The sequence below is a fragment of the Microbacterium oryzae genome (genome assembly GCF_030406385.1).
In the GTDB taxonomy this organism is placed as follows: domain Bacteria; phylum Actinomycetota; class Actinomycetes; order Actinomycetales; family Microbacteriaceae; genus Microbacterium; species Microbacterium oryzae_A.
Window position 1 is genome coordinate 1 of record NZ_JAUEPM010000005.1, and the last position, 25,083, is coordinate 25,083.

General features: G+C 71.2%; 26 protein-coding genes and 2 tRNA genes. 15 read left to right on the forward strand and 13 right to left on the reverse strand.

Translation table 11 applies throughout. From position 1 onward, the window contains the following. Positions 1–536: 536 nt before the first annotated feature. The 4 genes from QWJ90_RS08770 to galU form a co-directional block, all read right to left on the reverse strand. A tRNA-Ala gene (locus QWJ90_RS08770) sits at positions 537–609 on the reverse strand. 63 nt (positions 610–672) lie between these two features. Then, positions 673–1,686: a large exoprotein gene (locus QWJ90_RS08775; protein ID WP_290107348.1), complete on the reverse strand. Its 1,014-nt coding sequence runs from the start codon at positions 1,684–1,686 to the stop codon at positions 673–675. Positions 1,687–1,773: 87 nt separating this feature from the next. Beyond that, positions 1,774–2,400 (reverse strand): GNAT family N-acetyltransferase, encoded by a 627-nt coding sequence (locus QWJ90_RS08780; protein WP_290107349.1) that lies wholly within the window; start codon positions 2,398–2,400, stop codon positions 1,774–1,776. A 35-nt stretch (positions 2,401–2,435) separates the two neighbouring features. Continuing rightward, the gene (gene galU / locus QWJ90_RS08785) at positions 2,436–3,323 is read right to left on the reverse strand and encodes a UTP--glucose-1-phosphate uridylyltransferase GalU (protein WP_290107350.1); all 888 of its coding nucleotides are present in this window, start codon (positions 3,321–3,323) and stop codon (positions 2,436–2,438) included. A gap of 90 nt (positions 3,324–3,413) precedes the next feature. On the opposite strand from galU, the gene QWJ90_RS08790 reads away from it, so the two are divergent. Genes QWJ90_RS08790 through mscL form a run of 3 tightly spaced genes read left to right on the forward strand, consistent with a single transcriptional unit; the run spans position 3,414 to position 4,774 of the window. After that, positions 3,414–4,001 (forward strand): 5-formyltetrahydrofolate cyclo-ligase, encoded by a 588-nt coding sequence (locus QWJ90_RS08790; protein ID WP_290107351.1) that lies wholly within the window; start codon positions 3,414–3,416, stop codon positions 3,999–4,001. A gap of 39 nt (positions 4,002–4,040) precedes the next feature. Continuing rightward, complete coding sequence (locus QWJ90_RS08795) at positions 4,041–4,301, forward strand: FmdB family zinc ribbon protein (protein WP_290107353.1); 261 nt, start codon at positions 4,041–4,043, stop codon at positions 4,299–4,301. A gap of 50 nt (positions 4,302–4,351) precedes the next feature. Then, entirely contained in the window at positions 4,352–4,774 is a 423-nt protein-coding gene (gene mscL / locus QWJ90_RS08800) for a large conductance mechanosensitive channel protein MscL (protein WP_290107354.1), read from the forward strand. Between the two features lie 18 nt (positions 4,775–4,792). Here the strand turns inward: mscL and QWJ90_RS08805 are convergent, their stop codons facing one another. Next, a complete protein-coding gene (locus tag QWJ90_RS08805) occupies positions 4,793–4,996 on the reverse strand; it encodes a hypothetical protein (protein WP_290107355.1) in 204 nt (67 codons plus the stop codon). Continuing rightward, entirely contained in the window at positions 4,996–8,652 is a 3,657-nt protein-coding gene (locus QWJ90_RS08810; RefSeq protein WP_290107615.1) for an AAA family ATPase, read from the reverse strand. The genes QWJ90_RS08805 and QWJ90_RS08810 overlap by 1 nt, the downstream gene beginning before the upstream one ends. A 186-nt stretch (positions 8,653–8,838) precedes the next feature. Between QWJ90_RS08810 and QWJ90_RS08815 the strand changes: the two genes are divergently transcribed. After that, entirely contained in the window at positions 8,839–9,351 is a 513-nt protein-coding gene (locus tag QWJ90_RS08815; protein ID WP_290107356.1) for a methylated-DNA--[protein]-cysteine S-methyltransferase, read from the forward strand. A 51-nt stretch (positions 9,352–9,402) separates the two neighbouring features. On the opposite strand, the gene QWJ90_RS08820 is transcribed toward QWJ90_RS08815, so the two are convergent. Further along, positions 9,403–11,013 carry a solute symporter family protein gene (locus QWJ90_RS08820; RefSeq protein WP_290107357.1) on the reverse strand — a complete coding sequence of 537 codons (1,611 nt, stop codon included), beginning with the start codon at positions 11,011–11,013 and terminating at the stop codon, positions 9,403–9,405. Further along, complete coding sequence (locus QWJ90_RS08825; protein ID WP_290107358.1) at positions 11,010–11,360, reverse strand: DUF485 domain-containing protein; 351 nt, start codon at positions 11,358–11,360, stop codon at positions 11,010–11,012. Before QWJ90_RS08825 ends, QWJ90_RS08820 begins: the two co-directional genes overlap by 4 nt. 132 nt (positions 11,361–11,492) lie before the next feature. On the opposite strand from QWJ90_RS08825, the gene QWJ90_RS08830 reads away from it, so the two are divergent. The 4 genes from QWJ90_RS08830 (at position 11,493) to QWJ90_RS08845 (ending at position 13,356) form a co-directional block, all read left to right on the forward strand. Next, positions 11,493–12,374 (forward strand): LuxR C-terminal-related transcriptional regulator, encoded by an 882-nt coding sequence (locus QWJ90_RS08830; RefSeq protein ID WP_290107359.1) that lies wholly within the window; start codon positions 11,493–11,495, stop codon positions 12,372–12,374. Between the two features lie 65 nt (positions 12,375–12,439). Next, positions 12,440–12,787 carry a histone-like nucleoid-structuring protein Lsr2 gene (locus QWJ90_RS08835; protein WP_156243133.1) on the forward strand — a complete coding sequence of 116 codons (348 nt, stop codon included), beginning with the start codon at positions 12,440–12,442 and terminating at the stop codon, positions 12,785–12,787. Between the two features lie 139 nt (positions 12,788–12,926). Next, entirely contained in the window at positions 12,927–13,211 is a 285-nt protein-coding gene (locus QWJ90_RS08840; protein WP_290107361.1) for a Fe-S cluster assembly protein HesB, read from the forward strand. Between the two features lie 72 nt (positions 13,212–13,283). Next, positions 13,284–13,356: transfer RNA gene (locus QWJ90_RS08845), tRNA-Arg, on the forward strand. Positions 13,357–13,383: 27 nt separating this feature from the next. On the opposite strand, the gene QWJ90_RS08850 is transcribed toward QWJ90_RS08845, so the two are convergent. The 3 genes from QWJ90_RS08850 to QWJ90_RS08860 form a co-directional block, all read right to left on the reverse strand. Beyond that, complete coding sequence (locus QWJ90_RS08850) at positions 13,384–13,881, reverse strand: HNH endonuclease (protein WP_290107362.1); 498 nt, start codon at positions 13,879–13,881, stop codon at positions 13,384–13,386. A gap of 369 nt (positions 13,882–14,250) precedes the next feature. After that, the gene (locus QWJ90_RS08855; RefSeq protein ID WP_290107363.1) at positions 14,251–15,177 is read right to left on the reverse strand and encodes a M23 family metallopeptidase; all 927 of its coding nucleotides are present in this window, start codon (positions 15,175–15,177) and stop codon (positions 14,251–14,253) included. A 200-nt stretch (positions 15,178–15,377) separates the two neighbouring features. Next, positions 15,378–16,079 carry a metal-dependent transcriptional regulator gene (locus QWJ90_RS08860; protein WP_290107365.1) on the reverse strand — a complete coding sequence of 234 codons (702 nt, stop codon included), beginning with the start codon at positions 16,077–16,079 and terminating at the stop codon, positions 15,378–15,380. 94 nt (positions 16,080–16,173) lie between these two features. Here QWJ90_RS08860 and serC point away from each other — a divergent pair, with 94 nt between their 5' ends. Further along, complete coding sequence (gene serC / locus QWJ90_RS08865; protein ID WP_290107366.1) at positions 16,174–17,283, forward strand: phosphoserine transaminase; 1,110 nt, start codon at positions 16,174–16,176, stop codon at positions 17,281–17,283. A 60-nt stretch (positions 17,284–17,343) separates the two neighbouring features. Here the strand turns inward: serC and QWJ90_RS08870 are convergent, their stop codons facing one another. Together QWJ90_RS08870 and QWJ90_RS08875 are read right to left on the reverse strand one after the other, a co-directional pair. Further along, positions 17,344–17,976 (reverse strand): DUF3027 domain-containing protein, encoded by a 633-nt coding sequence (locus QWJ90_RS08870; RefSeq protein ID WP_290107368.1) that lies wholly within the window; start codon positions 17,974–17,976, stop codon positions 17,344–17,346. Further along, positions 17,969–18,352: a cold-shock protein gene (locus QWJ90_RS08875; protein ID WP_290107369.1), complete on the reverse strand. Its 384-nt coding sequence runs from the start codon at positions 18,350–18,352 to the stop codon at positions 17,969–17,971. The genes QWJ90_RS08870 and QWJ90_RS08875 overlap by 8 nt, the downstream gene beginning before the upstream one ends. A gap of 89 nt (positions 18,353–18,441) precedes the next feature. On the opposite strand from QWJ90_RS08875, the gene QWJ90_RS08880 reads away from it, so the two are divergent. From QWJ90_RS08880 to QWJ90_RS08905, 6 genes are all read left to right on the forward strand, one after another. Next, positions 18,442–18,708 carry a multidrug ABC transporter ATPase gene (locus tag QWJ90_RS08880; protein ID WP_290107370.1) on the forward strand — a complete coding sequence of 89 codons (267 nt, stop codon included), beginning with the start codon at positions 18,442–18,444 and terminating at the stop codon, positions 18,706–18,708. Positions 18,709–18,711: 3 nt separating this feature from the next. After that, positions 18,712–20,409, forward strand: coding sequence for a helicase-associated domain-containing protein (locus QWJ90_RS08885; RefSeq protein WP_290107371.1), 1,698 nt, complete (start codon positions 18,712–18,714; stop codon positions 20,407–20,409). Between the two features lie 78 nt (positions 20,410–20,487). Beyond that, the gene (locus QWJ90_RS08890) at positions 20,488–22,131 is read left to right on the forward strand and encodes a DNA repair helicase XPB (RefSeq protein WP_290107373.1); all 1,644 of its coding nucleotides are present in this window, start codon (positions 20,488–20,490) and stop codon (positions 22,129–22,131) included. Positions 22,132–22,212: 81 nt separating this feature from the next. Continuing rightward, on the forward strand, positions 22,213–22,908 hold the full coding sequence (locus tag QWJ90_RS08895) for a response regulator transcription factor (RefSeq protein ID WP_156243123.1): 696 nt from the start codon (positions 22,213–22,215) through the stop codon (positions 22,906–22,908). A gap of 61 nt (positions 22,909–22,969) precedes the next feature. After that, on the forward strand, positions 22,970–24,745 hold the full coding sequence (locus tag QWJ90_RS08900; protein ID WP_290107375.1) for a sensor histidine kinase: 1,776 nt from the start codon (positions 22,970–22,972) through the stop codon (positions 24,743–24,745). Positions 24,746–24,795: 50 nt separating this feature from the next. Continuing rightward, a complete protein-coding gene (locus QWJ90_RS08905; protein WP_290107377.1) occupies positions 24,796–25,083 on the forward strand; it encodes a WXG100 family type VII secretion target in 288 nt (95 codons plus the stop codon).

Here is a 25,083-nt window from a genome sequence, read left to right on the forward strand (position 1 = left end):
CCAGTCACAAAGACCAGGCCGAGGATAATTTGGCATTTGACAAGTGCACGCTGTTGAGTTCTCAAGGATCAGACGCACCCAGCCCCACGACTCCCGCCGTGGCCCTCCGGGGCAACCATCCACCCCCAGCACCAAGACCAGAAGCCTCGAACCGGGGAGTTATGTTTTGTGTTCGTCGCTGACCTGGGGCGGGGAACCTTCCGGCTCAACCTCGCTGCTTGGCGGCGACAAGAGACAACATTACGCTCAGCCCCCCACCCCCGCAAACCAACCAACCCCCGGGCGTGTCGCGCCGGCGGTCTCTCGTTCGGGTGCGCACGCTGGCTGCTGCCGAGCATCCACTCGAGCCCGCGCGTCGGGCCGCCGGGCAGCATCCTCGCTCGCGCCCGGCGGTCCCGCTCCGAGACTGCGTGTCGCGCACGCTGTCTCGGAGCGAGGGCGCGCCACGCCGCTGGTCGGTCGCCACCCACATGTCCGGGGGTACGAGAAAGGCCCCGTCCGATGGACGGGGCCTGACCGACTGTCTCAACTCAGTGTGGACCCAGGGGGATTCGAACCCCCGACCTTCTCATTGCGAACGAGACGCGCTACCAACTGCGCCATGGGCCCTTGCAACCCGCAATACGTTACCAGAGCAGGAGCTGGTTGCCGAATCGAGGGCAACCGCGCGCGTCAGCTCGCCGCGCGGCGAGCGAGCAGCTGGCGCACGTGCGCCTCGATCTCGGCGTCGTCCACCACGCCCATGCCCGCATAGCGGGAGCGCTCGGCCGCAGGGCGAGCCGTCGCGATGGACACGGGGGCTGCGGCCGCGGCCTGCGCGCGCAGTCCCTCCTCGCGGGCGGCCGCTCGCAGCGCCTCCTGCGCGCGTGCCTCCGCGAGCACGACCGCGGCACGCGATCCGGACACGGAGGCGAGCGGCGCGGGAAGCGTCCGGGGTGTCCAGCCGCGGTCTTCCGCGTCGAGAAGCACCGGAGCGGTCCGGTGGACGGGGACGGACATCGCCACGGGCGCCGCCTCCGGCGCGCGGGCGACCGTCTGCGCCGCCGGGCGGCGCGTGCGGCGCGCGACCGCGGCCATCCTCGCCAGCGCCTGGATGGCGACCAGTGCGGTCACCGCTCCCCCTGCCAGCCACCAACCGGCCCCGCCCTGAGCGAGCGCCGTCGCGCCGTACGCGATCGCCGCGAAGCTCGCCATCAGCAGCCCGGTCGCAGTGAGGCGCAGCGCACGTCGGGCGCGAGCCTGACGAGCGCGGCGGACAGCTGGATCGCGGCGGGCGGCTTCGAGGGCTCGGCGCCGGCGATCGGCTTCGGCGGCGAGCTCGGCGCGGCGACGCTCGAGTTCGAGGGCGGCCTCCTCACGCGAGCGGTCCACGTCGGCCTGCACCTCGAGGCGCTTGCGCTCGAGCGCGATGCGGTTCTGCTCGGCGCGCAGCCGCTCCTCCTCCGCGCGCATGCGCTGCACGAGACGTTCCTGAGCCCGCGCCTCCCGCGCGGAGAGCTCGACATGGATCTCCGCCGGCGTCTCACTCGTCTCGGCGAGGACGCGCAGCGCCTGGCTGAGGCGCACGGCGTTGCGCTCGGCGGCGTTGTAGCGCATCCGGCTGTGCCACGTGGGCAGCAGGTACACGATCCACAGCAGCACCGCGACCGCGATGATCACGCCCCCACCCAGCATCTGCCCGCCCATGCTCTAAAGGTAGGGGAATCGGGGCGCGCGCCTCGACCACGCGCCGCGCGTGTCGCGCCGCGCGTGTCGCGCCGTGCGCCCAGCCGCTCAGCCGGCGAGATCCTGCGGCGGGATGTCAGCGGCGTCGCCGGGCACGTCGCCGCGCAGCCATCGCGCGAGCACGCCGTGGTGCACGTCCTCGCGGACGAGTGCGAAGGCGTAGTGGTCGCGCCAGTCGCCGTCGATGTGGATGTAGCGGCGGCGCAGGCCCTCGTACCGGAAGCCCAGCTTCTGCACGATGCGGAGGCTCGGGATGTTCTCCGGTCGGATGCAGATCTCCATCCGGTGGAGGCCGAGCTCGGTGAAGGCCAGGTCGGTCGCCATCGCCACCGCGGTGGGCGTGATGCCTCGCCCCGCGTAGCGCTCGCTCACCCAGTAGCCGATGGTGGCGGAGGACAGCGAGCCGCGGGCGATCCCCCAGATGTTCAGCTGACCGCAGACGGCGCCGTCGTACTCCATCACCATGGGCACGCCGGCACCGTCGCGGTACTGCTGCAGCAGGCGTCGGACACCCGCGCGCATGTCGAAGGAGACCGCGCCCTCCGGACTGGTCGCCTCCCAGGGACGCAGCCACGTGCGGTTCGACAGCAGCTCCTGCTGCAGCACGCGCGCGTCCCTGGGACGGACGAGTCGAATGGAGACCGGACCGTGCTCGCGCAAGAGCTGGCTATCCATCCGACTCTCCTCGGCCGACGTGTCGAGCAACCTGCTCAGAGCGTAGTCGCGAACTCCTTGAACCACGGACGCAGGTCCGGGCCGAGGTCGGGGCGGTCGGCGGCGAGCTGCACGATGGCCTTGATGTAGTCGAGCCGGTCGCCGGTGTCGTAGCGGCGGCCGCGGAAGATCACCCCGTACACGCCGGGGCCATCCTCGTCGGCGGCCACCTCCTGCAGCGCGTCGGTCAGCTGGATCTCGCCGCCCTTGCCCGGCTCGGTGTGCTCGAGCACGTCGAAGATCGCCGGCGTCAGCACGTAACGGCCGATGATCGCGAGGTTCGAGGGCGCGTCCTCCTTGGCGGGCTTCTCGACGAGGCCCTTCACGCGGACGACGCCCTCGGTGTCGGTCGCCTCGACCTCGGCGCAGCCGTACATGTGGATGTGCTCGGGGTCGACCTCCATGAGGGCGACGATCTGCGCACCGCGCTTGCTCTGCTCGTCGATCATCGTCGAGAGGAGCTCGTCGCGCTCGTCGATGAGGTCGTCACCCAGCAGCACCGCGAACGGCACGTCTCCCACGTGCGCCTTCGCACGCAGCACGGCGTGGCCGAGGCCCTTGGGGTCGCCCTGTCGCACGAAGTGGATGTCGGCGAGGTCGCTCGACGCCTTCACGCGCTCGAGACGACCCTGGTCGCCCTTGCGCTCGAGGTTGCTCTCGAGCTCAGGGACGGAGTCGAAGTGGTTGGCCAGCGCGTTCTTGTTGCGCCCGATGATCATGAGCACGTCGCGGATGCCGGCGGCGACCGCCTCCTCCACGACGTACTGGATGGCCGGCTTGTCGACGACCGGCAGCATCTCCTTGGGCGTGGCCTTGGTGGCAGGCAGGAACCGCGTCCCGAGCCCGGCGGCGGGGATGACCGCCTTGATCTTCGGTGAATCCATGGGCCCAGCCTAGGCGATCGGCCGATATTCTCCGTTCGCCGACACCCCCCGTCGCGTGCGATGACGTTTCTCCGCTCCTAGGATCGGGTCATGCGGGACGACATCGAGCAGGCCAAGCGCGCGCTGCGCGCGGAGATCCGCGAGCGCAGGCAGAACGTCACCGACGCGCAGCGGCACACCGCGAGCGAGGGCGTGCGACGCCAGCTCGACGACCTCGTGCAGCGCGTCGGCGCCCGCTCGGTGTCCTGCTATCTGTCCAGCCCCTCCGAGCCCGACACCCGCGCCTTCATCGACGCCGCGCTCGCTCGAGGCGTCCGCGTCCTGCTCCCCGTGACCCGCGCCGACGGCCTCCTCGACTGGACCGTCGCACGGACGGATGGCCGGGAGATCGAGAGCGCGTACGGCGTTCCCGAGGCGGTCGGCGAGGTGCTCGGTCCGATCGCGGTGAACGACGTCGACCTGCTCATCGTCCCCGCATCGGCGGTGGATGGCGAGGGCCTCCGGATGGGGTGGGGTCGCGGCTTCTACGACAAGACGCTCGGCTCGATGGCGCACAGGCCCCCGGTCTATGCGGTGATCTATGATTCGGAGTTGGTCGATCGCGTCCCGCGCGAGCTGCACGATCAGCCCGTCGACGGCGTGGTGACCCCCACGAGGATCGTCGACTTCGCGGGCTGACGACCCCGGCCATCCGCTTCGAGACCCGAACGAGGACACATGCCCACGTACGCCTACGCCTGCACCGCCTGCGGCCACCGCTTCGACGCCGTCCAGGCCTTCAGCGACCCGTCGCTCACCGAGTGCCCGGAGTGCGCGGGGGTCCTCCGCAAGCAGTATGGCTCCATCGGCGTGACGTTCAACGGCTCCGGCTTCTACCGCACCGACTCGCGTTCGTCGTCGAGCGGCTCCGCGGGCACCTCCGCCCCGGCCGCACCGTCATCGGGGGCGGCAGTCGCTCCCGCCGCCTCCGGCTCCTGACGCCGGGCGGTTCCAGCATCCGCCGGCTTCGTCGGCAGCAGGGAGAGAACATGCTTCAGGGCTTTCGCGACTTCATCCTGCGCGGGAACGTCGTCGAGCTCGCGGTCGCCGTCGTCATCGGCACGGCGTTCAACGCGATCGTCACCGTCCTCGTCGAGGCGCTCATCAACCCGCTGATCGCGCTCTTCTTCGACGCCTCGAGCCTTCAGGACGCCCTGCAGGTCACCGTGCCGACGCTGCTCGGGGGCGAGTCGACATCCGCGACGTTCGCATTCGGCGCTGTGCTCGCCGCGGTGATCAACTTCCTCGTGGTCGCGGCCGCGGTCTACTTCGTCATCGTGCTGCCGATGAACAAGGTCAACGAGATGCGGAAGGCCCGCGCCGGTGTCGTGGAGGAGGCCGTGCCCGCTCCCACCCAGGAGCAGCTCCTCACGGAGATCCGCGACCTGCTCGCGCAGCGTTCCGACCGGTAGCGGTCCAGAGCGCAGCGCTCACCAGTGCGGCGGCACGTCCCGCCGCAGCCGCTCGTCGTTCGGCCCCCGCTCCGCCGTCGACGGGCGGGCGGCGCTCGCGTCGTCGGCCGAGCGCAGCGTCGCCTCGGCGTCCGCGTCGGCGAGCGTCCCCTCCACCCGCGTCAGGCGCGCGCGACGTGCTCCCGCCACGCGCACGACGCGCTGGCGCGGCTCCTCGGCCATCAGAACGCGAGCGGCTCGGTGTCGGAGTCGACGCGCGGCGTGTCCGCGGACACGCCGAGGACGGCGGCGATGCGCTGTGCGACAGCGGCCGGGTCGCTGTAGAGGTCGAACGCGTGCACCCGCACGTAGTGCCATCCCAGTCGGCGCAGCGCGTGCGGACGAAGCCGCAGCGACTCGCGCAGCGAGGCATCCCGCGACTCCGGGTCGCTCTCGACCACGACGGCCTTGCCGCTGCGCTGGGCGACGAGCGGGAGCATCCCGTGGTAGTCCACGTCGACCGCGACCCCGAGCTTCCTCAGCTCGCGCGCGAGCACGCGGGTGAGCGGGTCGGCGTCGTCCTCGCGTCGCGCCTGGCGACCGCGCTCGTTCGCCCGGGCGAGCACGCTCATGAGGATGGCCGCACCGTGCTCGAGACGCCCGTCGTCGGCCTCGGGCCGGATGGACGACACGATGATCATCGACCGGCGGGCGCGGGTCATGCCGACGGTGAGCAGCCGCTCGCCATCCGGGGTCGACAGGTCGCCGAAGTCGCTCAGCACGCGGCCGTGCTTGGTGACGCCGTAGCCGAGGGAGAAGATGACGCGGTCCCGGCTCTCCGCGACCGACTCCTCGAGCGTGAGGACCGTCAGCGGCTCGGTGGTGTCGCGGGAGACGAAATCGGCGACATCGGAGCGGCCGGCGAACGCGGTGGTGACGGCCGACCGGACCCGCTCGGCGTGCCGGCGGCTCGCCGTGACGATCATGAGCGACTCGTTCGGGCGGTTCACCGCGTGCTCGACGACGAGCGTCACCACGCGCTGCACCTCCGCGTCGGGGCTCTCCACCGCTCCGCTCTCGGGGTCGGGGGCGCCGAAGCCGCCCTCGACGTAGTCGACTGAGAGGCTGCCGCGGCCGAGGTACGAGCCTGCCCACGGCAGCGACACGATCTCGCCGCCGTAGAACGCGTCGTTGACGAGGTCCACGAGGTCCTCCCCGCCCGCGCGATAGCTGCGGGTGAGCGTCTCGACCGGCAGCACCTCCGCGAGACGCTCGAACGCGCTGGTCGACTCGGTCTGTGCAGGCGGCGTCTCGAGGACGGCAACCGAGAAGGGCACGGGACGCTGCGTCACCGGGTCGCCGAAGGCGACGACCTGGCGGGCGCGGCGCATGGCCGGGGTCGCTTCGGCGAGGCCGATCGCTCCGGCGTCGGCGAGCAGCACGACGTCGAAGTCAGGGGTGTCCGGGATGAGGGGCACGTCGTAGGGCGAGGCGATCCAGACCGGCGCGATCACTCGCGACAGGGTCGGTGCGATCCGTCCGAGCACCTGCGGCGTGATGTCGCCGCGCGTCAGGGCGCGCTTCAGGCTGTCGGCCTCGCCGGGCTCGTCGACGATCCCGATCTTCCACTGCGTCGCGAGCTGCCAGGCCAGCAGGGGCCCGGAAGCCGCGGCGTGGGCCTCGTCGACGAGTCGGAAGTCGCGCTCGAGCCGGTCGACGACCGACGTGTTCGCACCGAGCAGCGCGCGGTCGGTCTGCAGCAGGTGCTCGAGCACCGACTGCCACCAGGCGAACTCCAGCTCCTCGCCGACCCGTTCCTCGTCGACATGGCGCACGGAGAGCTCGGTGAGCAGCGGCTCGAGCCCCAGACGCGAGAGCTCGGCGCGCAGCTCCGCGCGCTCGACGATGTTCTCGAACACGTCCGAGTCGGCCGCGAGGCCCGCGAGCGTGCGAACGAGGCGCTCCACCGGCATCGAGGCCAGGCGGGTGCCGCGGCCGAGCGCCGAGTCGAGGTCGCTGAGCTCGGCCTCCACACGCTGCCATTCGACCTGCACGTCGGCGAGGCCGAGGGGCAGCTCCGGAATCGTGCCGACGTCGACGAGCTGCTGCCACTGCTGACGCTGCTGCTGGATGCGCGTGAGCGCCTCGTGCATGTCGCCGACGTGCACGCCCGGCCGGAGGTACTCCTTCGACAGGCGGCGCAGTCGCCGACGCTGCGCGCCGGTGAGACCGGACTCGCGCCGTGCGCCGAAGGCCTTGATCATGTCCGTCAGCGGGCGCTCGAAGGCGACGGGCGTGAAGCGGTCGAGCGAGTCGCGGATGCCGTGCAGGAGACGCAGGTACTCCCCGAGCTCGTCGATGGTCGTGAACGGGCGCATCCGCGTCTGCGAGATGAGCTCGAACCCGCGCTCGAGGAGCTCCGGCACGCTGGTGCGGTGCAGCTTGCCGGCCATCCGATGCGCGCTGCGCGCGTCGTCGGTCGACGAGAACGAGACGCCGTACCAGGGCGAGTCGTCAGGACCGACGCGGAACTCGCCCAGGCGCGCGGCGAGCGCGAGCGTCGAGGCCGCCTTCGAACGGTCGCCGGCGAGCTGCTCGAGCGCGCGGATGCCCAGACGGGCAGTCGTGGACGGCGGCGTCGGGAGGGCGGCGAGCTTCGTGAGGGTGCGCGTGGTCTCGAGCACGGAGACGCCGAGCCCGGGGTGCACGCGGGTGAGCGCGTGCCGGTAGTCGCGCAGCACGGAGCGCAGCCGCACGAGCGCGTCGTCGATGTCCGACACCTTCGGCTGCGTGGCCTTCTCGTTCCGGCCGATGGCGCGGATGAGGTCGCGTCGCAGGTCGGTGGGCGACACGGCGAGGCCCTCGAGGCCGATACCGGCGAGCCGGTGGCGGATGCCCTCGAGCGTGGAGCGCCGCGCGCTGACGACGAGCACGCGCTTGCCGTCGCGCACGAGGGCGCCCACGGCGTTGATGACCGTCTGCGTGCCGCCGGTGCCGGGCAGAGTGTGCACGGTGAGCGAGTGCCCGGCGGTGATGCGCGAGAGCACGCGCTCCTGCTCGGCATCGGCGTCCAGCAGCATCGTGTCGGCGGCGGGGGCACGCTCGTCGGGATGCGCGAGCGCGGGGGCGGGTCGCTCGGCCGTCACCTGCGCCAGGTCGTCGGGGTGCCCGCCGAGCGCGTTGAGGAGCGGGTGGTCGAGCTTCGTCATGTCCCGCACCATCACCTCGCCCACTTCGGCGAAGGTCGAGACGATGAGGCGCGGCTTCACGCTGAACGTGTCGACGTGCGCGGCCAGCCCGCGCAGCCGGTCGAGCACGGGCTGCGGCTTGAACACGCCCTCGTCATAGGCGAGGTCGGCGAGCTCGTCGCCGTCCAGCTCGATGCCGAAGTGGTCCTGCGCGATGCGGACGAGCTCGGGGTTCACGCGGAACCGGCCGTGCAGCTTCAGCTCGAAGTCCGAGTGGTGCCGGCGGATGGCCAGGGGGCGCAGGAGGACGGGGGCGACGAACTCCTCGTCCCCCACTCGCCAGCCGGCCAGCCCCACGGCCAGGCGGACGGCGTCGATCCCGCGGACCGTGCGCAGCTCGAGGTTCTTCGCGGTGATGCGCTCGGCGGCCAGCCGCGCGGTGCGCAGCGCGACCTCGTCGCGGAAGAGGTTCGACAGCAGCGTCGAACGGCCGGTGATGAACTGCGGCAGGCTCCCCGGATGAGCCTTGGTGATCTCGATCCCGGACTCCGAGGAGGGTCGGTAGCGCAGCAGCGGCGATCGACCGCCCAGCTGGGCGGCGAGCGCGCGCACGCGCTCGCGTTCGGCCTCAGCGACATGCGCGACCGAGACGTCGGGATCCGCGATACGGAGATCCGCAGGCGTCACGGGCGCGAGCCTGAGGTTCTCCATGGCGTCGTCTTCTGCGGGCAGCACACGTGCCAGGGTAGGCGGGCCGTGCTCAAAGTCCTCCGCGCGCACCGGAGTTTCGCGGAAATGCGCGGCCACGTCTCGTGCACAGGCCCTGTCGCGCGGCGTTTCGCGCCTCGGGACGGTGGAGATGCCTCTGCCCGCCTCCCGGCGCGTGAGGATTGGCCCATGACCTTCCGATACGCGATGCTCCCGACGCCCGTCGGCGATGCGATGGCGGCGTTCTCCGATGAGGGCCTGGTCGCCCTGCGCGTCCGCGCAGAGCCGCACGAGGCCCTCGAGTCCGTCTCCCGCGAGCTGCGCGGCGCGCTCCTTCCCGACGACGACTCGGAAGCCGTCGAGGACCTCGCCGCGCAGCTCGAGGGCTACTTCCAGGGCGAGCGTCGCCGCTTCGACCTGACTCTCGACTGGCGCCTCGCCAACGGCTTCACCCGGGAGGCGCTGGCGGTGGTCTGCGACATCCCGTACGGGACGACCGCGAGCTACGGCGAGGTGGCCGCGCTGGCTGGTCGCCCTCGGGCGGCGAGGGCGGTGGGCACCGCCTGCCGCACGTCGCCCTTCTCGCTCGTCGTGCCCGTGCACCGCGTGATCCACGCGGACGGCACGATCGGCGGATACGGATCCGACATCGACGTCAAGCGCCACCTCCTCGAACTCGAGCAGGACGAGGAGTCGGCATGACGAGGGCGTCGGCGCCGCGTGTAGGCCGCGGCGCCGACGCCCTTCCTCGCGTCAGTGCTGTGCGGCCTTCTCAGCGCCGAAGCCGGTGAGCGAGCGGACCTCCATCTCCGCCGCCAGGCGAGGGTCCTCCGCACGGCGGGAGGTGAGCGAGCCGATCCATCCGAGCAGGAAGCCCACCGGGATGGAGACGATTCCGGGGTTGCTCAGCGGCCAGACCGCGAAGTCGGCGCCCGGGAAGACGCTCGTCTCCGTGCTCGAGAACACCGGCGACAGCACGATCAGCACGAGTGCCGTGCCGAGACCGCCGTACATGCTCCAGACGGCGCCACGGGTGGTGAAGCGTCGCCAGAACAGCGAGTACAGGATGGTGGGGAGGTTCGCGGATGCCGCCACGGCAAAGGCCAGCGCGACGAGGAACGCCACGTTCTGCCCCTGCACGCCGATCCCGCCCACGATCGCGAGCGCGCCGATGACGAGCACCGTGATGCGGGCGATCTTTACCTCGCCGTCGCCCTCGACCTGCCCCTTCTTGATGACGTTCGCGTAGATGTCGTGCGCGAACGAGGTCGCCGCGGTGATCGTGAGCCCCGCGACGACAGCGAGGATCGTCGCGAACGCGACCGCCGAGATGAACCCCATGAGGACGGGCCCGCCGAGCGCCTGTGCGAGCAGCGGAGCCGCCGAGTTCACGCCGCCGGGAGCCGCCGCGATGGTCTCGGCGCCAACCAGAGCGCCCGCGCCGTAGCCGAGCACGAGGGTGAGCAGGTAGAACAGGCCGATGAGCCAGATCGCCCAGACCACCGAGCGCCGGGCCTCCTTCGCGGTGGGGACCGTGTAGAACCGCATCAGCACGTGCGGCAGGCCGGCGGTGCCGAGGACGAGCGCCATGCCGAGGGACAGGAAGTCCAGTGGCTTCGCGCCGTACTGCAGTCCGGGAGCGAGGATCGCGTCTCCCGAAGCGGAAGCGGCCACCGCCGCCTCGAGCACGCCGTTGAAGTCGAACCCGTACTCGGCGAGAACCCAGATGGCCATGGCGATGGCGCCTCCGATGAGGAGGAACGCCTTGACGATCTGCACCCAGGTCGTGCCCTTCATGCCGCCGATGAGCACGTACGCGACCATGAGCACGCCGACCACGGCGATCACCACGGACTGCCCGACCCGGTCGCCGACGCCGAGGAGGAGCGAGACGAGACCGCCCGCTCCCGACATCTGCGCGAGGAGGTAGAACAGGCACACCGCGAGCGTGGTGATGGCGGCGGCCATCCGCACCGGCCGCTGCTTCAGGCGGAACGACAGCACGTCGGCCATCGTGAACTTGCCGGTGTTGCGCATGAGCTCTGCGACGAGCAGCAGGGCGACGAGCCAGGCCACCAGGAAGCCGATCGAGTAGAGGAAGCCGTCGTACCCGTTGAGAGCGATGGCTCCGACGATGCCGAGGAACGACGCGGCCGAGAGGTAGTCGCCTGCGATCGCGAAGCCGTTCTGCGGCCCGCTGAAGGAGCGCCCGCCCGCGTAGAAGTCGGCGGCGGTCTTGTTGTTGCGGCTGGCCCGGATGACGATGAACAGCGTGATGGCGACGAAGGCGCCGAACACGCTGATGTTGAGCACCGGATTGTTCTCCATCTGCTCTGGCGCCTGCGCGAGCAGCACGCGGTTCATGCGCCGATCTCCCGGCTCTCGAGGTCCGCCCGCATCTCCGCGGAGATCGGGTCGAGACGGCGATTGGCGAATGCGACGTACCCCATCGTGATCGCGAAAGTGGTCACGAATTGCCCGAGCCCGAGAAGCAGCCCGACGGTGATATCCCCCGCGACGCGCTGCCCCATGAATTCGGGGAAGAACCCGGCCGCGACGACGTAGGCGAAATACCAGACGAGGAAGAACACCGCGAGCGGGAACACGAAGCTCCGCTGTGTGCGCTTGAGTTCGCGGAATCGCGGTGATTCCTCCACCGCGATGTAATCGATCGACGTCGTCGCTGAGACGCCGCCAGGAGAATCGGTCATGAGGCCTCCTTGCCGCATGGTTCCCTTCGCACTGCGTCGTCGCAGCACGGCCCCGGCAACTCGCCGGTGATATCTTCGACGCTACGGAATGCGACGGAGCCGTCGTCACCCCCGAAAGTAGGTACTCGACCCGTGCAGGCAGCGCCGCAGCAGCTCAGCCCAGATGAGCGCGCACTCGTCTCCGACGCCGTGGGCGACCTCACCCGCCGCACCGGCTTCCCCGTCGCGTTCGGCGGCATCCTCCGTGGCGGCGAAGTCGCCATCACCGCCATCCGCGGCGCGCGCACGGGAGCACTCGACGGACTCGCGGTGCGCCCCGAGCGGGGCCTCGGCGGCCGAGCCATCACCGAGCTGCGGCCGCGCCTCGCCAGCGACTACCGGACAGCGAAGCAGATCACGCACGACTACGACCGCTACATCCTCGGGGAGGGCATCGGCACGCTCTTGGCAGTGCCCGTCGTCGTCGCCGGACGCGCGCGCGGTGTGCTGTACGCGGCGGCCTGGTCGCAGTGGGAGGTGGGCGGCGTCGCCGCCGCGCCCGCCGTCGACGTGGCCGCACGGCTCGGCCGGCGGCTCGCAGAGCTCGACGCGCAGGATGCGGCCGCCGCCGAGGCGCCGCCGGCGCGCAACACGCTGTCCCACCCGGCGCCGGCGCTGCCGCCTGCGCACCAGGAGGAGCTCCGCGAGACCTACGCCGAGCTCCGCCGCATCGCCGCGTCCGTCGCCGACGGTCCCCTGCGCTCCCGCCTCGAGCAGGTCGAACGCCGCCTCGCCGGTCTCTCCGGGATGGCCGCGAGTGCCTCGTCCGAGGAGCCGCCGGTCCGGCTCTCACCACGCGAGACGGACGTGCTCGCGTGCGCCGCGTTGGGGGCCACGAATGGCGATATCGCGACGCAACTCGGTCTTCGAGAAGCCACGGTGAAGGCCTATCTCGGTGCCGCGATGGCGAAACTCGACGTGTCGACGCGGTGGGCGGCGGTGGCGAAAGCACGCAGGGCGGGAATTCTGCCCTGAGAGGCCCGCTGGGAATTCCGGAATAGTCGCACGGCGTCGCATTATTTCTGCGCTACATTTACGGCATGGCTCGAAAGATCATTCATCAGCTCGTGGACGACCTCGATAACAGCGTGCTCGACGCCGGCGAAGGCGAGACCGTCACGTTCGCCCTGGACGGCAAGAGCTACGAGATCGACCTGACCGCGCAGAACGCCGCGGAATTCCGCTCGCTCTTCGAGCGCTACATCTCGGCCGGTCGCCGTGTCGGCGGCGGCGCTTCGGCACAGAACTCGTCGCGCACGCCGCGCCGTCGTTCCGGCCAGACGGATTACGGACCGGTGCGCGAATGGGCGAAGGAGAACGGCTACTCCGTCTCCGAGCGCGGCCGTGTTCCGGCGAATGTGCTCGAGGCATACGAAGCAGCCCACTGACCGCAGCCCGCGACGGCGGCGCCGACCCGCACGGGATGCGCATGTGCATTCCGTGTGAATCGGCGCCGCTTCGTCGTCTCCGGCTTGCGCACCGCGGTCGATCTCGGCATCGTGGCTGGCCCGACGGAAGGAGAGCCCGATGCTCACACTCACCGAGAACGCCCAGACCGCCGTCCGCACGATCGTCGACCAGTCCCCGGCTCCCGCCACGGGTGGCCTGCGCATCGACGGGTCCAGCGCTTCGGCCGAGGGATACACCCTCAGCATCGCCCCCACCCCCGAGCCCGCGGACGCCGTGGTGGATTCCGGCGTCGCCCGGGTCTTCCTGCCGGGCGACGCCGCGGCGGAGCTCGACGACAAGGTTCTCGACGCGGAGATGACGCCGGACGGCGTGCGCTTCGCACTCGGCCTGCAGCAGCACTGAGCGTGACGACGACGGCGCCGCCCACGGGCGGCGCCGTCGTGCTGCCCGCGCCCGATAAGCTGGAGCGCACACGCCCCCGTAGCTCAGTGGATAGAGCGTCGGTTTCCTAAACCGTGCGTCGCTGGTTCGAGTCCAGTCGGGGGCACCGACAGCTCGACCCGAGTCCGACAGCTCAGGCCGCGAGCGCGAGATACGGCTCCCACCTCGGGTCTGCCCGCTCGGTGCCGCGCACCGTCCACGCGCCGCCGCGCGGAGCACCCAGCGCGAACCGGAGCTCCCACCCCATCTCCTGGGGAGTGCGGTCGCTCTTGACGTTGTTGCAGCGGAGACAGCACGCCACGAGGTTCTCCCACGTGTCGCGCCCGCCTCGCGAACGCGGCATGACGTGGTCGATCGTGGAGGCCGCTGCCCCGCAGTAGCCGCATCGGAACGCGTCGCGTCGCAGCACGCCGCGCCTGGTCGCCGGCACCCGACGAGTGCCGGGCACTCTCACGTAGCGCGTCAACACGATCACCGCGGGCCGCTCGAACACCGCTCTCGCTGCCCACACCGGCTCCCCCTCCACACACTCGAGAACCGTGGCCTTCTCGTTCATCACGAGCACGAGGGCTCGCTTGAACGAGACGACCGCGAGGGGCTCGTAGCCCGCGTTGAGAACCAGTGTCCGCATCATCGTTCCCTTCGACGCCACCCGGACGGCTTCCGGGCATTCGAACTGCGGCCGCTCCGATCGAGCAGAGGGGGGCACGAAGAAGGGCGCCGTCTCATGGACAGCGCCCTCGAATGGCCACGGCGGTGCCGAGGCGCACGTGCACACGATGCCGGAGGACGTGACGACCGAGCGCATTCATGGGGTGAATGCGAGGTGTTCGCTCCATCGGCTCCTCCGCCCTTCTCGGCGACAGGGTCAGAGTAGCGCATCCCGGGCGTGTCGCGGGCGAATCGGAGAAGAACGCCTCGGGGCGTGCGAGCGACGTCCGGCATGCGCAGAGCGCCCGGCACCGTGGAGGTGCCGGGCGCTCTGCGGGAGCGGATGCGCTCAGATGGGGAGGTAGCTCAGCGGGTCGACGATCGCGCCGTTAATGCGGTACTCGATGTGCAGGTGGTTCGCGGTCGAGTGTCCGGTCGATCCGACGTAGCCGATGATCTGGCCGGCGGAGACGGTGTCGCCGACCTGAACCTGGCGGGTGCCATAGGTCATGTGCCCGTAGAGCGAGGTGGTGCCGTCGCCGTGATCGATCGCGACGACGACGCCCCAACCTCCGAGCGCCTCCTGCGAGGTGATGACCCGGCCGGGCTTCACCGCATAGATCGGAGTCATAGCAGGGGCGACCATGTCGGCGCCCTCGTGCCCGGAGCTGACCGAGCGGCTGACGTAGTAGGAACCGGCGGGCAGCGGGCAGATGCCGCTCGCGTTCCGCGCGGGTGCCTCGTAGGTCTGCGTCTGCGGGGCCTGCGGCGCCTGCGGCTGCGCGGGCTGCACCTGCGCCTGCTGCTGCTGCTGCGCCTCGGCCTGCTGCTGCTGCTCCGCGGCCGCCTGCTCGGCCTGCTCGCGTGCGCGCTCGGCTGCGGCCGCTGCCGCCGCCTCGGCCTTCGCCTGCTCGATCTCCTCGGGGGTGGTCGCGGAATACGCGGCCCCGCCCAGGGGGGCGGTCTGGACCGCGGCGTCCACCGCGATCGACTGCGCCTCGCTCTCGGCGGCGTCCTGCAAGGACACCGTCTCGGCGGAGGGCTGCGTCGCGGCGTAAGCGGGAACCGCCACGCCGGCGATCAGCGCGAGCACGGCCGCCAGCGTGCCGACGGTGCGCACGGGCTTCACCTTCGGGGCTGCTGCGCGCAGCGCGGCCCGCTCCATCCGGCGCACGTCCCTGCGCGACATCACAACCGGGCCGCTCGCGGCGGGGGCGTTCGTCTGAGAGGTCTCGACGGTGTCGGGGGCACCGTCGGACACGGGGTTCTCTGCCAAGTCTGTTCTCCTCCGTCGCCTCGCGCCAGGGAGCGCCGACTCGTCAGAACTGGTTCGGGGCACAGTTCCACTCCGTCAGAACGACGAGCCGGAGAGGCGATTTCTCACGGAGCGACCCGGGATCAGGGACCCGGGCATCGCTCAAAGGTAACGGAAGATAACGAGAATGTCACGCTCCCGAGCGGGCTCCCGGCCGGTGCTCAGGCGTGGTCGTCGACGAGGAAGACGTGCGAGGCGATCTCGACCGGCAGCTCGAGCGCTTCGGCGACCCCGGCCATCTGCACGAGGACGTACCCCTCGCTGTAGCGGAAGTCGCCCTGCGCGCCCGGCACGACGCCCGCCTGACGCAGCTGCTGCAGCAGCTCGGGATCCACCTGCGCCGACTCCGCGAGGCGGCGGACGGTGCCGGAGACCGGGCCGCCCTTCTCGTCCAGCAGGCGGACGAGGCCCACGACGCCCTGATGCTCGCGTTCGATCGCGAACTCGCCCAGCTGCTCCAGGCCGGGGATGGGGTTGCCGTACGGCGACTCGGTCGGGTACCCGAGGAGCTCGACGAGCCGGCGCTCGACCTGCTCGCTCATGACGTGCTCCCACCGGCAGGCCTCGTCGTGCACGTAGGCCCAGTCGAGGCCGATGACGTCGGACAGCAGCCGCTCCGCGAGGCGGTGCTTGCGCATGACCTCGACGGCCTTGGCACGACCGTCATCGGTCAGCCGCAGCCGTCGGTCCTCCGCGACCACGACGAGACCGTCGCGCTCCATGCGCGCGACCGTCTGCGACACCGTGGGACCCGAGTGCCCGAGCCGCTCCGAGATGCGCGCGCGCAGCGGCACGATCTCCTCCTCCTCGAGGTCGAGGATGGTGCGGAGGTACATCTCCGTGGTGTCGATCAGGTCGGTCATCGATCCTCCGTCTGCGTCTGGCGCAATCCTAGCCATCCGCCCTGCGACCACGGCGGGCCGGGGGCCGCGGAGGCCTCGTTCTAGGATGAGCACCATGACGCTCACGATCCCCGCCGATCTCCTCCCCTCCGACGGCCGGTTCGGCTGCGGCCCCTCGAAGGTGCGCCCCGAGCAGGTGGCCGCCCTCGCCGCGGCGGGATCGTCGCTGCTGGGCACGTCGCACCGCCAGGCTCCCGTGAAGAACCTCGTCGCGGAGGTGCGCGAGCGTCTCGCGCAGCTGCTCCGCCTGCCCGACGGCTACGAGATCGTGGTGGGCAACGGCGGATCGACGGCCTTCTGGGACGCCGCGGCGTTCGGTCTCATCGAGCGGCGCAGCCAGAACCTCGTCTTCGGGGAGTTCGGCGGCAAGTTCGCCAAGGCGGCGGGGGCCCCCTGGCTCGCGGCCCCCGACGTGCGCCGCGCCGAGCCCGGCACGCGGTGCGACGCGGAGGCGGTCGCCGGCGTCGATGTCTACGCGTGGCCGCACAACGAGACGTCCACGGGCGTCTCCGCGCCCGTCCGGCGCGTCGCCGGCGACGCCGGTGCGCTGACGGTCATCGACGCGACGAGCGCGGCCGGCGGCATCGACTTCGATGTGACCGAGACGGACGTCTACTACTTCGCTCCGCAGAAGAACCTCGGGTCGGATGGCGGGCTCTGGTTCGCAGCGATGTCTCCCGCCGCGATCGAACGGGTCGAGCGCGTCCACGCGAGCGACCGCTACATCCCCGAGTTCCTCAGCCTCTGGAACGCGGTGGACAACTCGCGCAAGCAGCAGACGCTGAACACCCCCGCGCTCGCGACGCTGCACCTCCTGGACTCCCAGCTCGGCTGGATCCTCCAGAACGGCGGCCTGCAGTGGGCGGGTGCCCGCACGGCGGAGTCCTCGGACATCCTCTACTCGTGGGCGGAGGCGTCGGACGTCGCGACGCCCTTCGTCGCCGACGTCGCGCACCGCTCCCCCGTCGTCGTCACGATCGACTTCGACGACAGCGTCGACGCGGCCGAGATCTCGAAGACCCTGCGCGCGAACGGCGTGGTCGACACGGAGCCCTACCGCAAGCTCGGGCGCAACCAGCTGCGCGTGGCGACCTTCGTCTCGGTCGAGCCCGACGACGTGCGTCAGCTCACCCGCTGCCTCGACTTCGTGCTCGAGCACCGCTGAGCTCTGCCACGAGAAACGCCCCGGCCGTCGACCGGGGCGTTTCTCGTCGTGGGGGACGTCTCAGTCGTCGCTCTCGCGATCCCACCGGTCGTCATCGTCCGACTCGTCATCATCCGATTCGTCGTCGTCATCGTCCGACTCCTCGTCGTCCGACTCGTCGTCGTCCGAGCCGTCGGAGTCCTCGTCGTCGAGCTCGTCGATGTCGACCCCGTCGACGTCGCCCGCGTGCAGGATCGGCGAGCCGTCCTCGTCGAAGTCGTCCTCGTCCGAGTCCTCGTCGTGGTCGTCCGCGAAGTCCTCGCCGTCCGAGTCGCCCTCGTCGTCGGCCTCGGCGTCATCGTCGGACGCCTCCGCCGCCGCGACCTGCGCCGCCTTGTACTCCTGCAGGCGCACCGACCAGGGCACCCACTCCGGAGCGAGCAGTGCGCCATCGCCGGGGAGCAGCTCGACCTCGAGCACGGTGGGCTCGGCGTCTTCCACGACCGCGAGCGTGACGGTCCAGTGCCAGCCCGGGTATCCGCTCAGCGTCGTCTCGAAGCGCAGCGACACCGCGCCGCCCTCCTCGACGGCATAGCCGGCGGGCTCGCCGATCGTCTCCGCCGGCGTCACCTCGCGGAGGGCCGCCAGGGCGAGGTCGTGCGCCTCGAGGAGGCGCGCGTCGGGCGCGGCGCCGGCTTCGGAGGCGTCAGACATCGAGCTCGTCCGCGACCTTGCGCAGCACCGCGGCGACCTTGCGCCCGTGTGACGAGGAGGGGTAGCGGCCGCGGCGCAGGTCGCCGCCGATGTCGTCGAGGAGCTTCACGAGGTCCTCGACGATGACCGCCATGTCGTCGGCGTTCTTCCGTGCGGCCTTCGCGAGGCTGGGCGGGGCCTCGAGCACGCGGACGGAGAGCGCCTGCGGACCCTTGCGGCCATCCGCGATGCCGAACTCCAGACGCGTGCCCGCCTTGACCACGGCGCCCGCGGGGAGGGCGCTCGCGTGCAGGAACACGTCGTCGTGTCCGTCGTCCGACGTGATGAAGCCGAAGCCCTTGTCGTCGTCGTAGAACCTGACCTTGCCGGTGGGCATGTGAACCTCGCTGATGCGGCTGGACGTAGAGAGAGGGGTCGTCCGATCCCTCCCCGCCAGCCTAGCGCGGTGCCACTATCCTGGTGAGGATGAGCACCCACCCCAACCCGCAGCCGGCGGTCCGCCGCATCGACCGCATCCTCGCGTTCGCGTCGCTGGGCGTCGTCGTCCTCTCCATCGGCTGCTTCCTCTCGGTCATGATCGCCACGTGGGCCGGCGTGACCGACTTCTCCGGCGGGGCGTGGCCGGTGGTCTTCCTGGTCCAGCTGATCGGCCCGATCGTCGCCTTCCTCCTGCTCCTCACGCTGCTCATCACGAGCTTCGTGCGAAGGGGACGCGTCTCCCGCGGGAGCTGACGCATGAGCGGCGGCGAGGCGCGCGAGCTGGCTGAGCAGCTGGCCGCTCTCTCCGACGCCGACCTGCGTGCGCTCCTCACCGCCCGGCGCATCCAGCCGCAGGTGGGATGGCACGACTTCTTCGATGCTGCGGAGGCCCTGCTCGCGCCGGAGTCGATCGCGTCGGCCCTGCGGCTCCTGCCGCGAGGCGTCCTCGCGGCCCTCGCGGGCGGTCGCCCGGTCCAGGGCGGCGCGGTGGCCGCGTCACTCGTCGGGGCGGATGGCCGCGCCCTCCCCCGGGTGGCGGCCGCTCTCGCCGATGTCGACCTCGCGCCCGCCGACGCCCCGCCGCCGCGCCTCGCGGACGACGCGGCGAGCGCGCGTGCGGCCGAGCGCGCCTTCACGACCCTGTCGGCCCTCGCTGACGTGCTCGTCGCGGCCCTCTCGACTCCGCTCACGCGGGTGGGGAGCGGATCGGTGGCCGCGGCCGACCGGCGGCGCCTGCTGCAGGAGGAGGTGGCGCGAGACGCCGACGAGCTCGACGACCTGGTCCGGCTCGGCGAGGTCGCGGGGCTCCTGCACGCCCTCGAGCGCGCGTGGGTGGTGACCGCGGCCGGAGCCGACTGGGTCCAAGCGGACACCCGGGTGCGCTGGGAGAGGCTGACGGGCGGATGGCGCGACGCGCTTCCCGAGGGAGTGCGATCGCCGGCAGGGGGCTGGCTGCCGCCTGCGGCATGGGCCGGGGCCTATCCTCTCGATCCGAGCTGGCCGGAGAGCGCGACGACCTGGCTGCGTCTCGGCGTCCTCCTCGGGCTCGGCGAGCTCCTCGAGTTCGACGCAGCGGAGACGGCCTGGGCGCGTCCCCTGCGCGAGGGCACGGCGCCGGACGCCTCCGCGCTCGTCGCGCTCCTCCCCGGCGAGGTCGATCGAGTGTTCCTGCAGAACGATCTCACGGCGATCTCCCCCGGTCCGCTCGTACCGGCGCTCGAGGTCCGGCTGCGCGGCATGGCGACACGGGAGACCCATGCGCAGGCATCCACCTACCGCTTCAGCGAAGCCACCCTCTCGACCGCGCTGGCCGCCGGCGAGACGGCCGAGGCCATCCGCGCATTCCTCTCCGAGCTGTCGCTCACCGGCATCCCGCAGCCCCTCGACTACCTGCTCTCGCGCGCCGCCGAGCGTCACGGGCTCGTGCAGGTGCGCACGGACCCCGACGACGGCAGGACGCTGGTGACGAGCGTCGACCCGCGCATCCTCGAGACCATCGCCGTGGACCAGGCGCTGCAGCCGATCGCGCTCGTACGTGCGGGCGGCGCGCTGCGGACGCGCATCTCCCGCGACGCCGTCGCCCGTGCGCTGGCCGAGGCCCGGTATCCGGCCGTGGCCGTCGACGAGAGCGGGGCGCCGGTTCCGCTGCGCCACGGGCACGCGGCCCCGCCGCCGAACGACACCGCCTCCAGCCGGTTCGATCCGCTCATCGCACGGCTCCGGGCCGCGCACGGCGAGGATGCCGAGGCGGCATGGCTCGAGCGCGAGCTCGAGTCGGCCGTCCGCGCACGGGCGCTGGTGGTCGTGGCGGTTGCGATGCCGGACGGAGCGGTGCGCGAGTTCACGCTCGAGGCCTCGGGGATGGCGGGCGGACGGCTCCGCGGACGGGACCGCGCAGCCGACGTCGAGCGCACGCTGCCGGTCGCGCTCATCCGCTCCGTGCGTCCGGCCTGACGGCGCCCACGGGGGGAGGTCCGACGTGACGGACCCGCCCCGAGCCGCGCCGCCATCCCGCCGGTAGGATGGTCAGCTATGTCCGACGGCCCCCTCATCGTCCAGAGCGACCGCACGGTGCTCCTCGAGGTCGCCCATCGCGACGCCGAGACGGCCCGTCACGAGCTCGCCGTGTTCGCCGAGCTCGAGCGGGCTCCCGAGCACATCCACACCTACCGCGTGACGCGACTCGGGCTCTGGAACGCTCGCGCCGCCGGCCACACCGCCGACGACATGCTGGCCACCCTTGAGCGGTGGTCGCGGTTCCCCGTTCCGCCCTCGGTCAGCACGGATCTGCGCGAGACCGTGGAGCGGTACGGCCGTCTCGTCATCGACCGCGATGACGAGGGACGCCTGCGTCTGACGTCCACCGACCGCGCCGTGCTCACCGAGGTGTCCCGCAGCAAGCGCATCCAGCCGCTGCTCCTGGCGCAGCCGGCCGAAGACTCCTTCGTCGTCGAGGCGTGGGCCCGCGGGCAGATCAAGCAGGAGCTGCTGAAGATCGGCTGGCCCGCGGAAGACCGCGCCGGCTACACGCCCGGCACCCCGCATCCCATCTCGCTGCGCGAGGACGACTGGGAGCTCCGCCCCTACCAGCGGATGGCCGTCGACACGTTCCGAGCAGACGGCTCCGGCGTCGTCGTGCTCCCGTGCGGTGCGGGCAAGACGCTCGTGGGCGCCGGCGCGATGGCGGCGACCGGGACGACGACGCTCATCCTCGTGACGAACACCGTCTCCGCCCGGCAGTGGCGCGACGAGCTGCTGCGCCGCACCACGCTCACGGCCGAGGAGATCGGCGAGTACTCCGGGCAGTCCAAGGAGATCAAGCCCGTCACGATCGCGACGTACCAGATCCTCACCTCCAAGCGGAAGGGCGAGTACGCGCACCTGTCGCTCCTCGACGCCCTGGACTGGGGGCTCGTCGTCTACGACGAGGTGCACCTCCTCCCCGCGCCGGTGTTCAAGCTCACCGCCGACCTGCAGGCGCGCCGTCGCCTCGGCCTCACTGCGACCCTCGTGCGCGAGGACGGGCGTGAGGGCGACGTGTTCAGCCTCATCGGCCCCAAGCGGTTCGACGCCCCGTGGAAGGAGATCGAGGCGCAGGGCTTCATCTCCCCCGCCGCCTGCTACGAGGTGCGCGTCGACCTCCCGGCCTCCGAGCGGCTCGAGTACGCGGCGGCGGCCGACGACGAGCGCTATCGGCTGGCGGCGACCGCACCGGCGAAGATCGACGCCGTCCGCCGCATCCTCGCCCAGCACGCCGACGAGCAGGTGCTCGTGATCGGGCAGTACCTCGACCAGCTCGACGAGCTCGCCGACGCGCTGGGGGCGCCGAAGATCACCGGCGCCACGCCCGTCGACGAGCGCGAGCGGCTGTTCAGCGCGTTCCGGGCCGGCGAGGTGAAACTCCTGGTCGTGTCGAAGGTGGCGAACTTCTCGGTCGACCTCCCCGAGGCGTCGGTGGCCGTCCAGGTGTCCGGCTCGTTCGGATCCCGCCAGGAGGAGGCGCAGCGGCTCGGCCGGCTCCTCCGCCCGAAGCAGAGCGGCCTCACCGCGAGCTTCTACACGCTCATCGCGCGCGACACCGTCGACCAGGACTTCGCGCAGAACCGCCAGCGCTTCCTCGCCGAGCAGGGCTACAGCTACACGATCCTCGACGCGGAGCGCCTCGAGGCCGCGTGACGCTCCGCCGCGACGGGCGGATTCGGGCGGAAGGCGCGCCATTGCCCACCCGCCCCCGTCCGACGGCGACATAATGGGGTCATGACCGCACCGCGCATCCTGGTCGTCGACGACGAGCCGAACATCCGCGACCTGCTCTCCCAGAGCCTGCGTTTCGCCGGGTTCCAGGTTCGGACCGTGTCCAACGGAGCCCAGACCATCTCCGCCGTGCTGGAGGAGGAGCCCGACCTCATCGTGCTCGACGTGATGCTGCCCGACATGAACGGGTTCAGCGTCACCAAGCGCCTGCGCGACGCCGGCTACACGGCTCCGATCATCTTCCTCACGGCGAAGGACGAGACCGAGGACAAGATCAAGGGTCTCAACGTCGGCGGCGACGACTACGTGACCAAGCCCTTCAGCCTCGACGAGATCGTCGCCCGCATCCAGGCGGTGCTGCGCCGCACGATGCAGACCGACGAGGAGGAGTCGGTCATCCGCGCCGGCGAGCTGACGATGGATCAGGACACCCACGACGTGTACGTGGGCGACGAGCAGATCGATCTCAGCCCGACCGAGTTCAAGCTCCTCCGCTACCTCATGCTGAACCCCAACCGCGTGCTGTCGAAGGCGCAGATCCTCGACCACGTGTGGGAGTACGACTTCAACGGCGACGCCGGCATCGTGGAGAGCTACATCTCCTACCTGCGCCGCAAGATCGACCCGCACACGTCGGAGTCGCTCATCCAGACCAAGCGCGGCTTCGGCTACATGCTGAAGGTCGACAAGGTCTCCTGACCGTCGGCGAGCTCCGCTCGCCCCGAGGAAGGGCCCGGCCCTGGCACGCAAGCTCGACACGGTGACCCGCTGGTGGCGTCGCGTGAGCCTGCGGGCCAAGGTGACCGGGGTCACCGTGTTCGTGCTGGCGTCGGGCCTGCTGGCCGCGGGGCTCGCGACGCTCCCGATCCTGCGCGTCAATCTGCTGAGCACGGTGGACAGCACCGTCCAGGAGTACGCGCAGTCCAACGTCGCCGAGCGGCTGCTCACGCCCCTCACGACGGCATCGGGCGACCTGATGTTCGTGCCGTCCGACAACGAGCCGCGCACGGAGTACTCCGTCGCCATGTACAACCGCGAGGGCGAGCTGCTCGCCACGGCCGGGGGCGCCGAGAATCAGCCCGACCCGGCGTTTCCGCGACAGCTGCCACTGGATCAGGCCTACATGAAGCGCGGCGACACGCTCATCCTCGAGTCCACGAGCGGCTCGGGGTCGGGGTTCCACGCCGCCGTCTCCGTCAACACGCTGCAGTCGGAGAGCTACGACCTGCCGTACGCGACGATGATCGCGCTTCCGCTCACCGGCGTGGACGCCTTCATGCGCACCTACATCGCGGTCTTCACGCTCGTCGCGACCGCGACCGTCATCATCGCCGCGTTCCTCACGCGCGGGCTCGTCACGCTCACGTTCCGCCGCTTCGGCCAGGTCGAGGCGACCGCGATGGAGATCGCGTCGGGCGACTTCAGCCAGCGCATGACCGACATCGAGCCGCGCACCGAGATCGGTCGCCTCAAGATGGCGATCAACACCATGCTCGATCGCATCGACGGCGCGATCGACGAGCGCGACGCGACCGTGCGCCAGATGCGACGGTTCATCGGCGACGCCAGCCATGAGCTGCGCACGCCGCTCGTGAGCGTGCGCGGCTACGCGGAGCTGTACCGGATGGGCGCCCTGCAGGACGAGGAGGCCACCGCCAAGGCGATGGAGCGGATCGAGGCCGAGGCGAAGCGGATGGCTCTCCTGGTCGAGGACCTGCTCGCCCTCACCCGCCTCGACGACCACCGCGAGCTGGACATCCGCCCCGTCGATCTGCGTCCCATCGCGCACGACGCAGCGCTCGATGTGCGCGCGGCGGACCCGGGGCGCAATGTCACGGTCGTCGACCACACCTTCCAGGCGCTCACCGCGTCGGTGACGCTGCCCGACCTCTCGCAGCTCGAGGGTCCCGTGGAGTCGGACGACGCCCCGCGCCGACGGTGGGTGCCGCCGCGCACCGCCGCCATCGCACGCGCCTCCGCCGCTCTGCGCCGCCGCCGCCCCGCTGCCGGGGACGACGACCCCTTCGTCACTCAGCTCGACATCCCCGTGCAGCCGCCGTCGAAGCCCGTCGCGCTGCCCCCCATCGTGCGCGGTGACGAGGACAAGATCCGCCAGGTCGTCTCGAACCTCCTGGGCAACGCGCGGCGCTACAGCCCGCCCGAGGCGCCGATCGTCATCGAGGTCGGCGTGGACGCCGAGGCGCACGCGGGATGGATCGCGATCGTCGATCACGGGGAGGGGGTTCCCGAGTCGATCCGCGAGAAGGTCTTCCAGCGCTTCTGGCGCGCGGACACCTCGCGTGCGCGGGAGACCGGGGGCAGCGGCCTCGGCCTGTCGATCGTGGCCTCCATCGTCGAGTCGCTGAGCGGAACGGTCGAGGTCCACGACACCCCGGGCGGCGGAGCGACCTTCCGCGTCGGCTTCCCCCTCGCGCGCGAGGGCGCGGAGCTGTCGTCGCGTGCACAGGCCTCCCCGGCCCCGGTGTCCGCCGACGCCGCTGTGGACGACGGCGAGGAGACCGCCTCCGGCTCCTAGCGTGAGAATGCGTCGACCACCGGCGCGCCGCGATGAACAGGAGCCCCAGGATGCCCGTCTTCTCCGCCGACAGCGATGCCATCGTCTCGCAGTCCGTCAATGTCCGCGCCACCTGCGATCGCCTGCAGAGCGAGTCCGACACGCTGCTCGGTCAGCTCGCCGAGCTGAAGTCCGTCTGGCACGGATCGGCGGCAGCGGGCTTTCAGGGCGTCATGGACCAGTGGCGCTCCGCGCAGCTGGCGATCCAGGAATCGCTCGCCTCCATCGGGCAGGCGCTGAACATCGCCGGCACCCAGTACGCCGACGCCGAGCAGTCCGCCGCGTCGTTGTTCCGCTGA

Coding starts and splice junctions, on each gene's coding strand:
- QWJ90_RS08775 (WP_290107348.1), bottom strand. CDS start 1,686: ATGGGCGGGCAGATGCTGGGTGGGGGCGTGATCATCGCGGTCGCGGTG.
- QWJ90_RS08780 (WP_290107349.1), bottom strand. CDS start 2,400: ATGGATAGCCAGCTCTTGCGCGAGCACGGTCCGGTCTCCATTCGACTC.
- galU (WP_290107350.1), bottom strand. CDS start 3,323: ATGGATTCACCGAAGATCAAGGCGGTCATCCCCGCCGCCGGGCTCGGG.
- QWJ90_RS08790 (WP_290107351.1), top strand. CDS start 3,414: ATGCGGGACGACATCGAGCAGGCCAAGCGCGCGCTGCGCGCGGAGATC.
- QWJ90_RS08795 (WP_290107353.1), top strand. CDS start 4,041: ATGCCCACGTACGCCTACGCCTGCACCGCCTGCGGCCACCGCTTCGAC.
- mscL (WP_290107354.1), top strand. CDS start 4,352: ATGCTTCAGGGCTTTCGCGACTTCATCCTGCGCGGGAACGTCGTCGAG.
- QWJ90_RS08805 (WP_290107355.1), bottom strand. CDS start 4,996: ATGGCCGAGGAGCCGCGCCAGCGCGTCGTGCGCGTGGCGGGAGCACGT.
- QWJ90_RS08810 (WP_290107615.1), bottom strand. CDS start 8,652: ATGGAGAACCTCAGGCTCGCGCCCGTGACGCCTGCGGATCTCCGTATC.
- QWJ90_RS08815 (WP_290107356.1), top strand. CDS start 8,839: ATGACCTTCCGATACGCGATGCTCCCGACGCCCGTCGGCGATGCGATG.
- QWJ90_RS08820 (WP_290107357.1), bottom strand. CDS start 11,013: ATGAACCGCGTGCTGCTCGCGCAGGCGCCAGAGCAGATGGAGAACAAT.
- QWJ90_RS08825 (WP_290107358.1), bottom strand. CDS start 11,360: ATGACCGATTCTCCTGGCGGCGTCTCAGCGACGACGTCGATCGATTAC.
- QWJ90_RS08835 (WP_156243133.1), top strand. CDS start 12,440: ATGGCTCGAAAGATCATTCATCAGCTCGTGGACGACCTCGATAACAGC.
- QWJ90_RS08840 (WP_290107361.1), top strand. CDS start 12,927: ATGCTCACACTCACCGAGAACGCCCAGACCGCCGTCCGCACGATCGTC.
- QWJ90_RS08850 (WP_290107362.1), bottom strand. CDS start 13,881: ATGCGGACACTGGTTCTCAACGCGGGCTACGAGCCCCTCGCGGTCGTC.
- QWJ90_RS08860 (WP_290107365.1), bottom strand. CDS start 16,079: ATGACCGACCTGATCGACACCACGGAGATGTACCTCCGCACCATCCTC.
- serC (WP_290107366.1), top strand. CDS start 16,174: ATGACGCTCACGATCCCCGCCGATCTCCTCCCCTCCGACGGCCGGTTC.
- QWJ90_RS08870 (WP_290107368.1), bottom strand. CDS start 17,976: ATGTCTGACGCCTCCGAAGCCGGCGCCGCGCCCGACGCGCGCCTCCTC.
- QWJ90_RS08875 (WP_290107369.1), bottom strand. CDS start 18,352: ATGCCCACCGGCAAGGTCAGGTTCTACGACGACGACAAGGGCTTCGGC.
- QWJ90_RS08880 (WP_290107370.1), top strand. CDS start 18,442: ATGAGCACCCACCCCAACCCGCAGCCGGCGGTCCGCCGCATCGACCGC.
- QWJ90_RS08885 (WP_290107371.1), top strand. CDS start 18,712: ATGAGCGGCGGCGAGGCGCGCGAGCTGGCTGAGCAGCTGGCCGCTCTC.
- QWJ90_RS08890 (WP_290107373.1), top strand. CDS start 20,488: ATGTCCGACGGCCCCCTCATCGTCCAGAGCGACCGCACGGTGCTCCTC.
- QWJ90_RS08895 (WP_156243123.1), top strand. CDS start 22,213: ATGACCGCACCGCGCATCCTGGTCGTCGACGACGAGCCGAACATCCGC.
- QWJ90_RS08905 (WP_290107377.1), top strand. CDS start 24,796: ATGCCCGTCTTCTCCGCCGACAGCGATGCCATCGTCTCGCAGTCCGTC.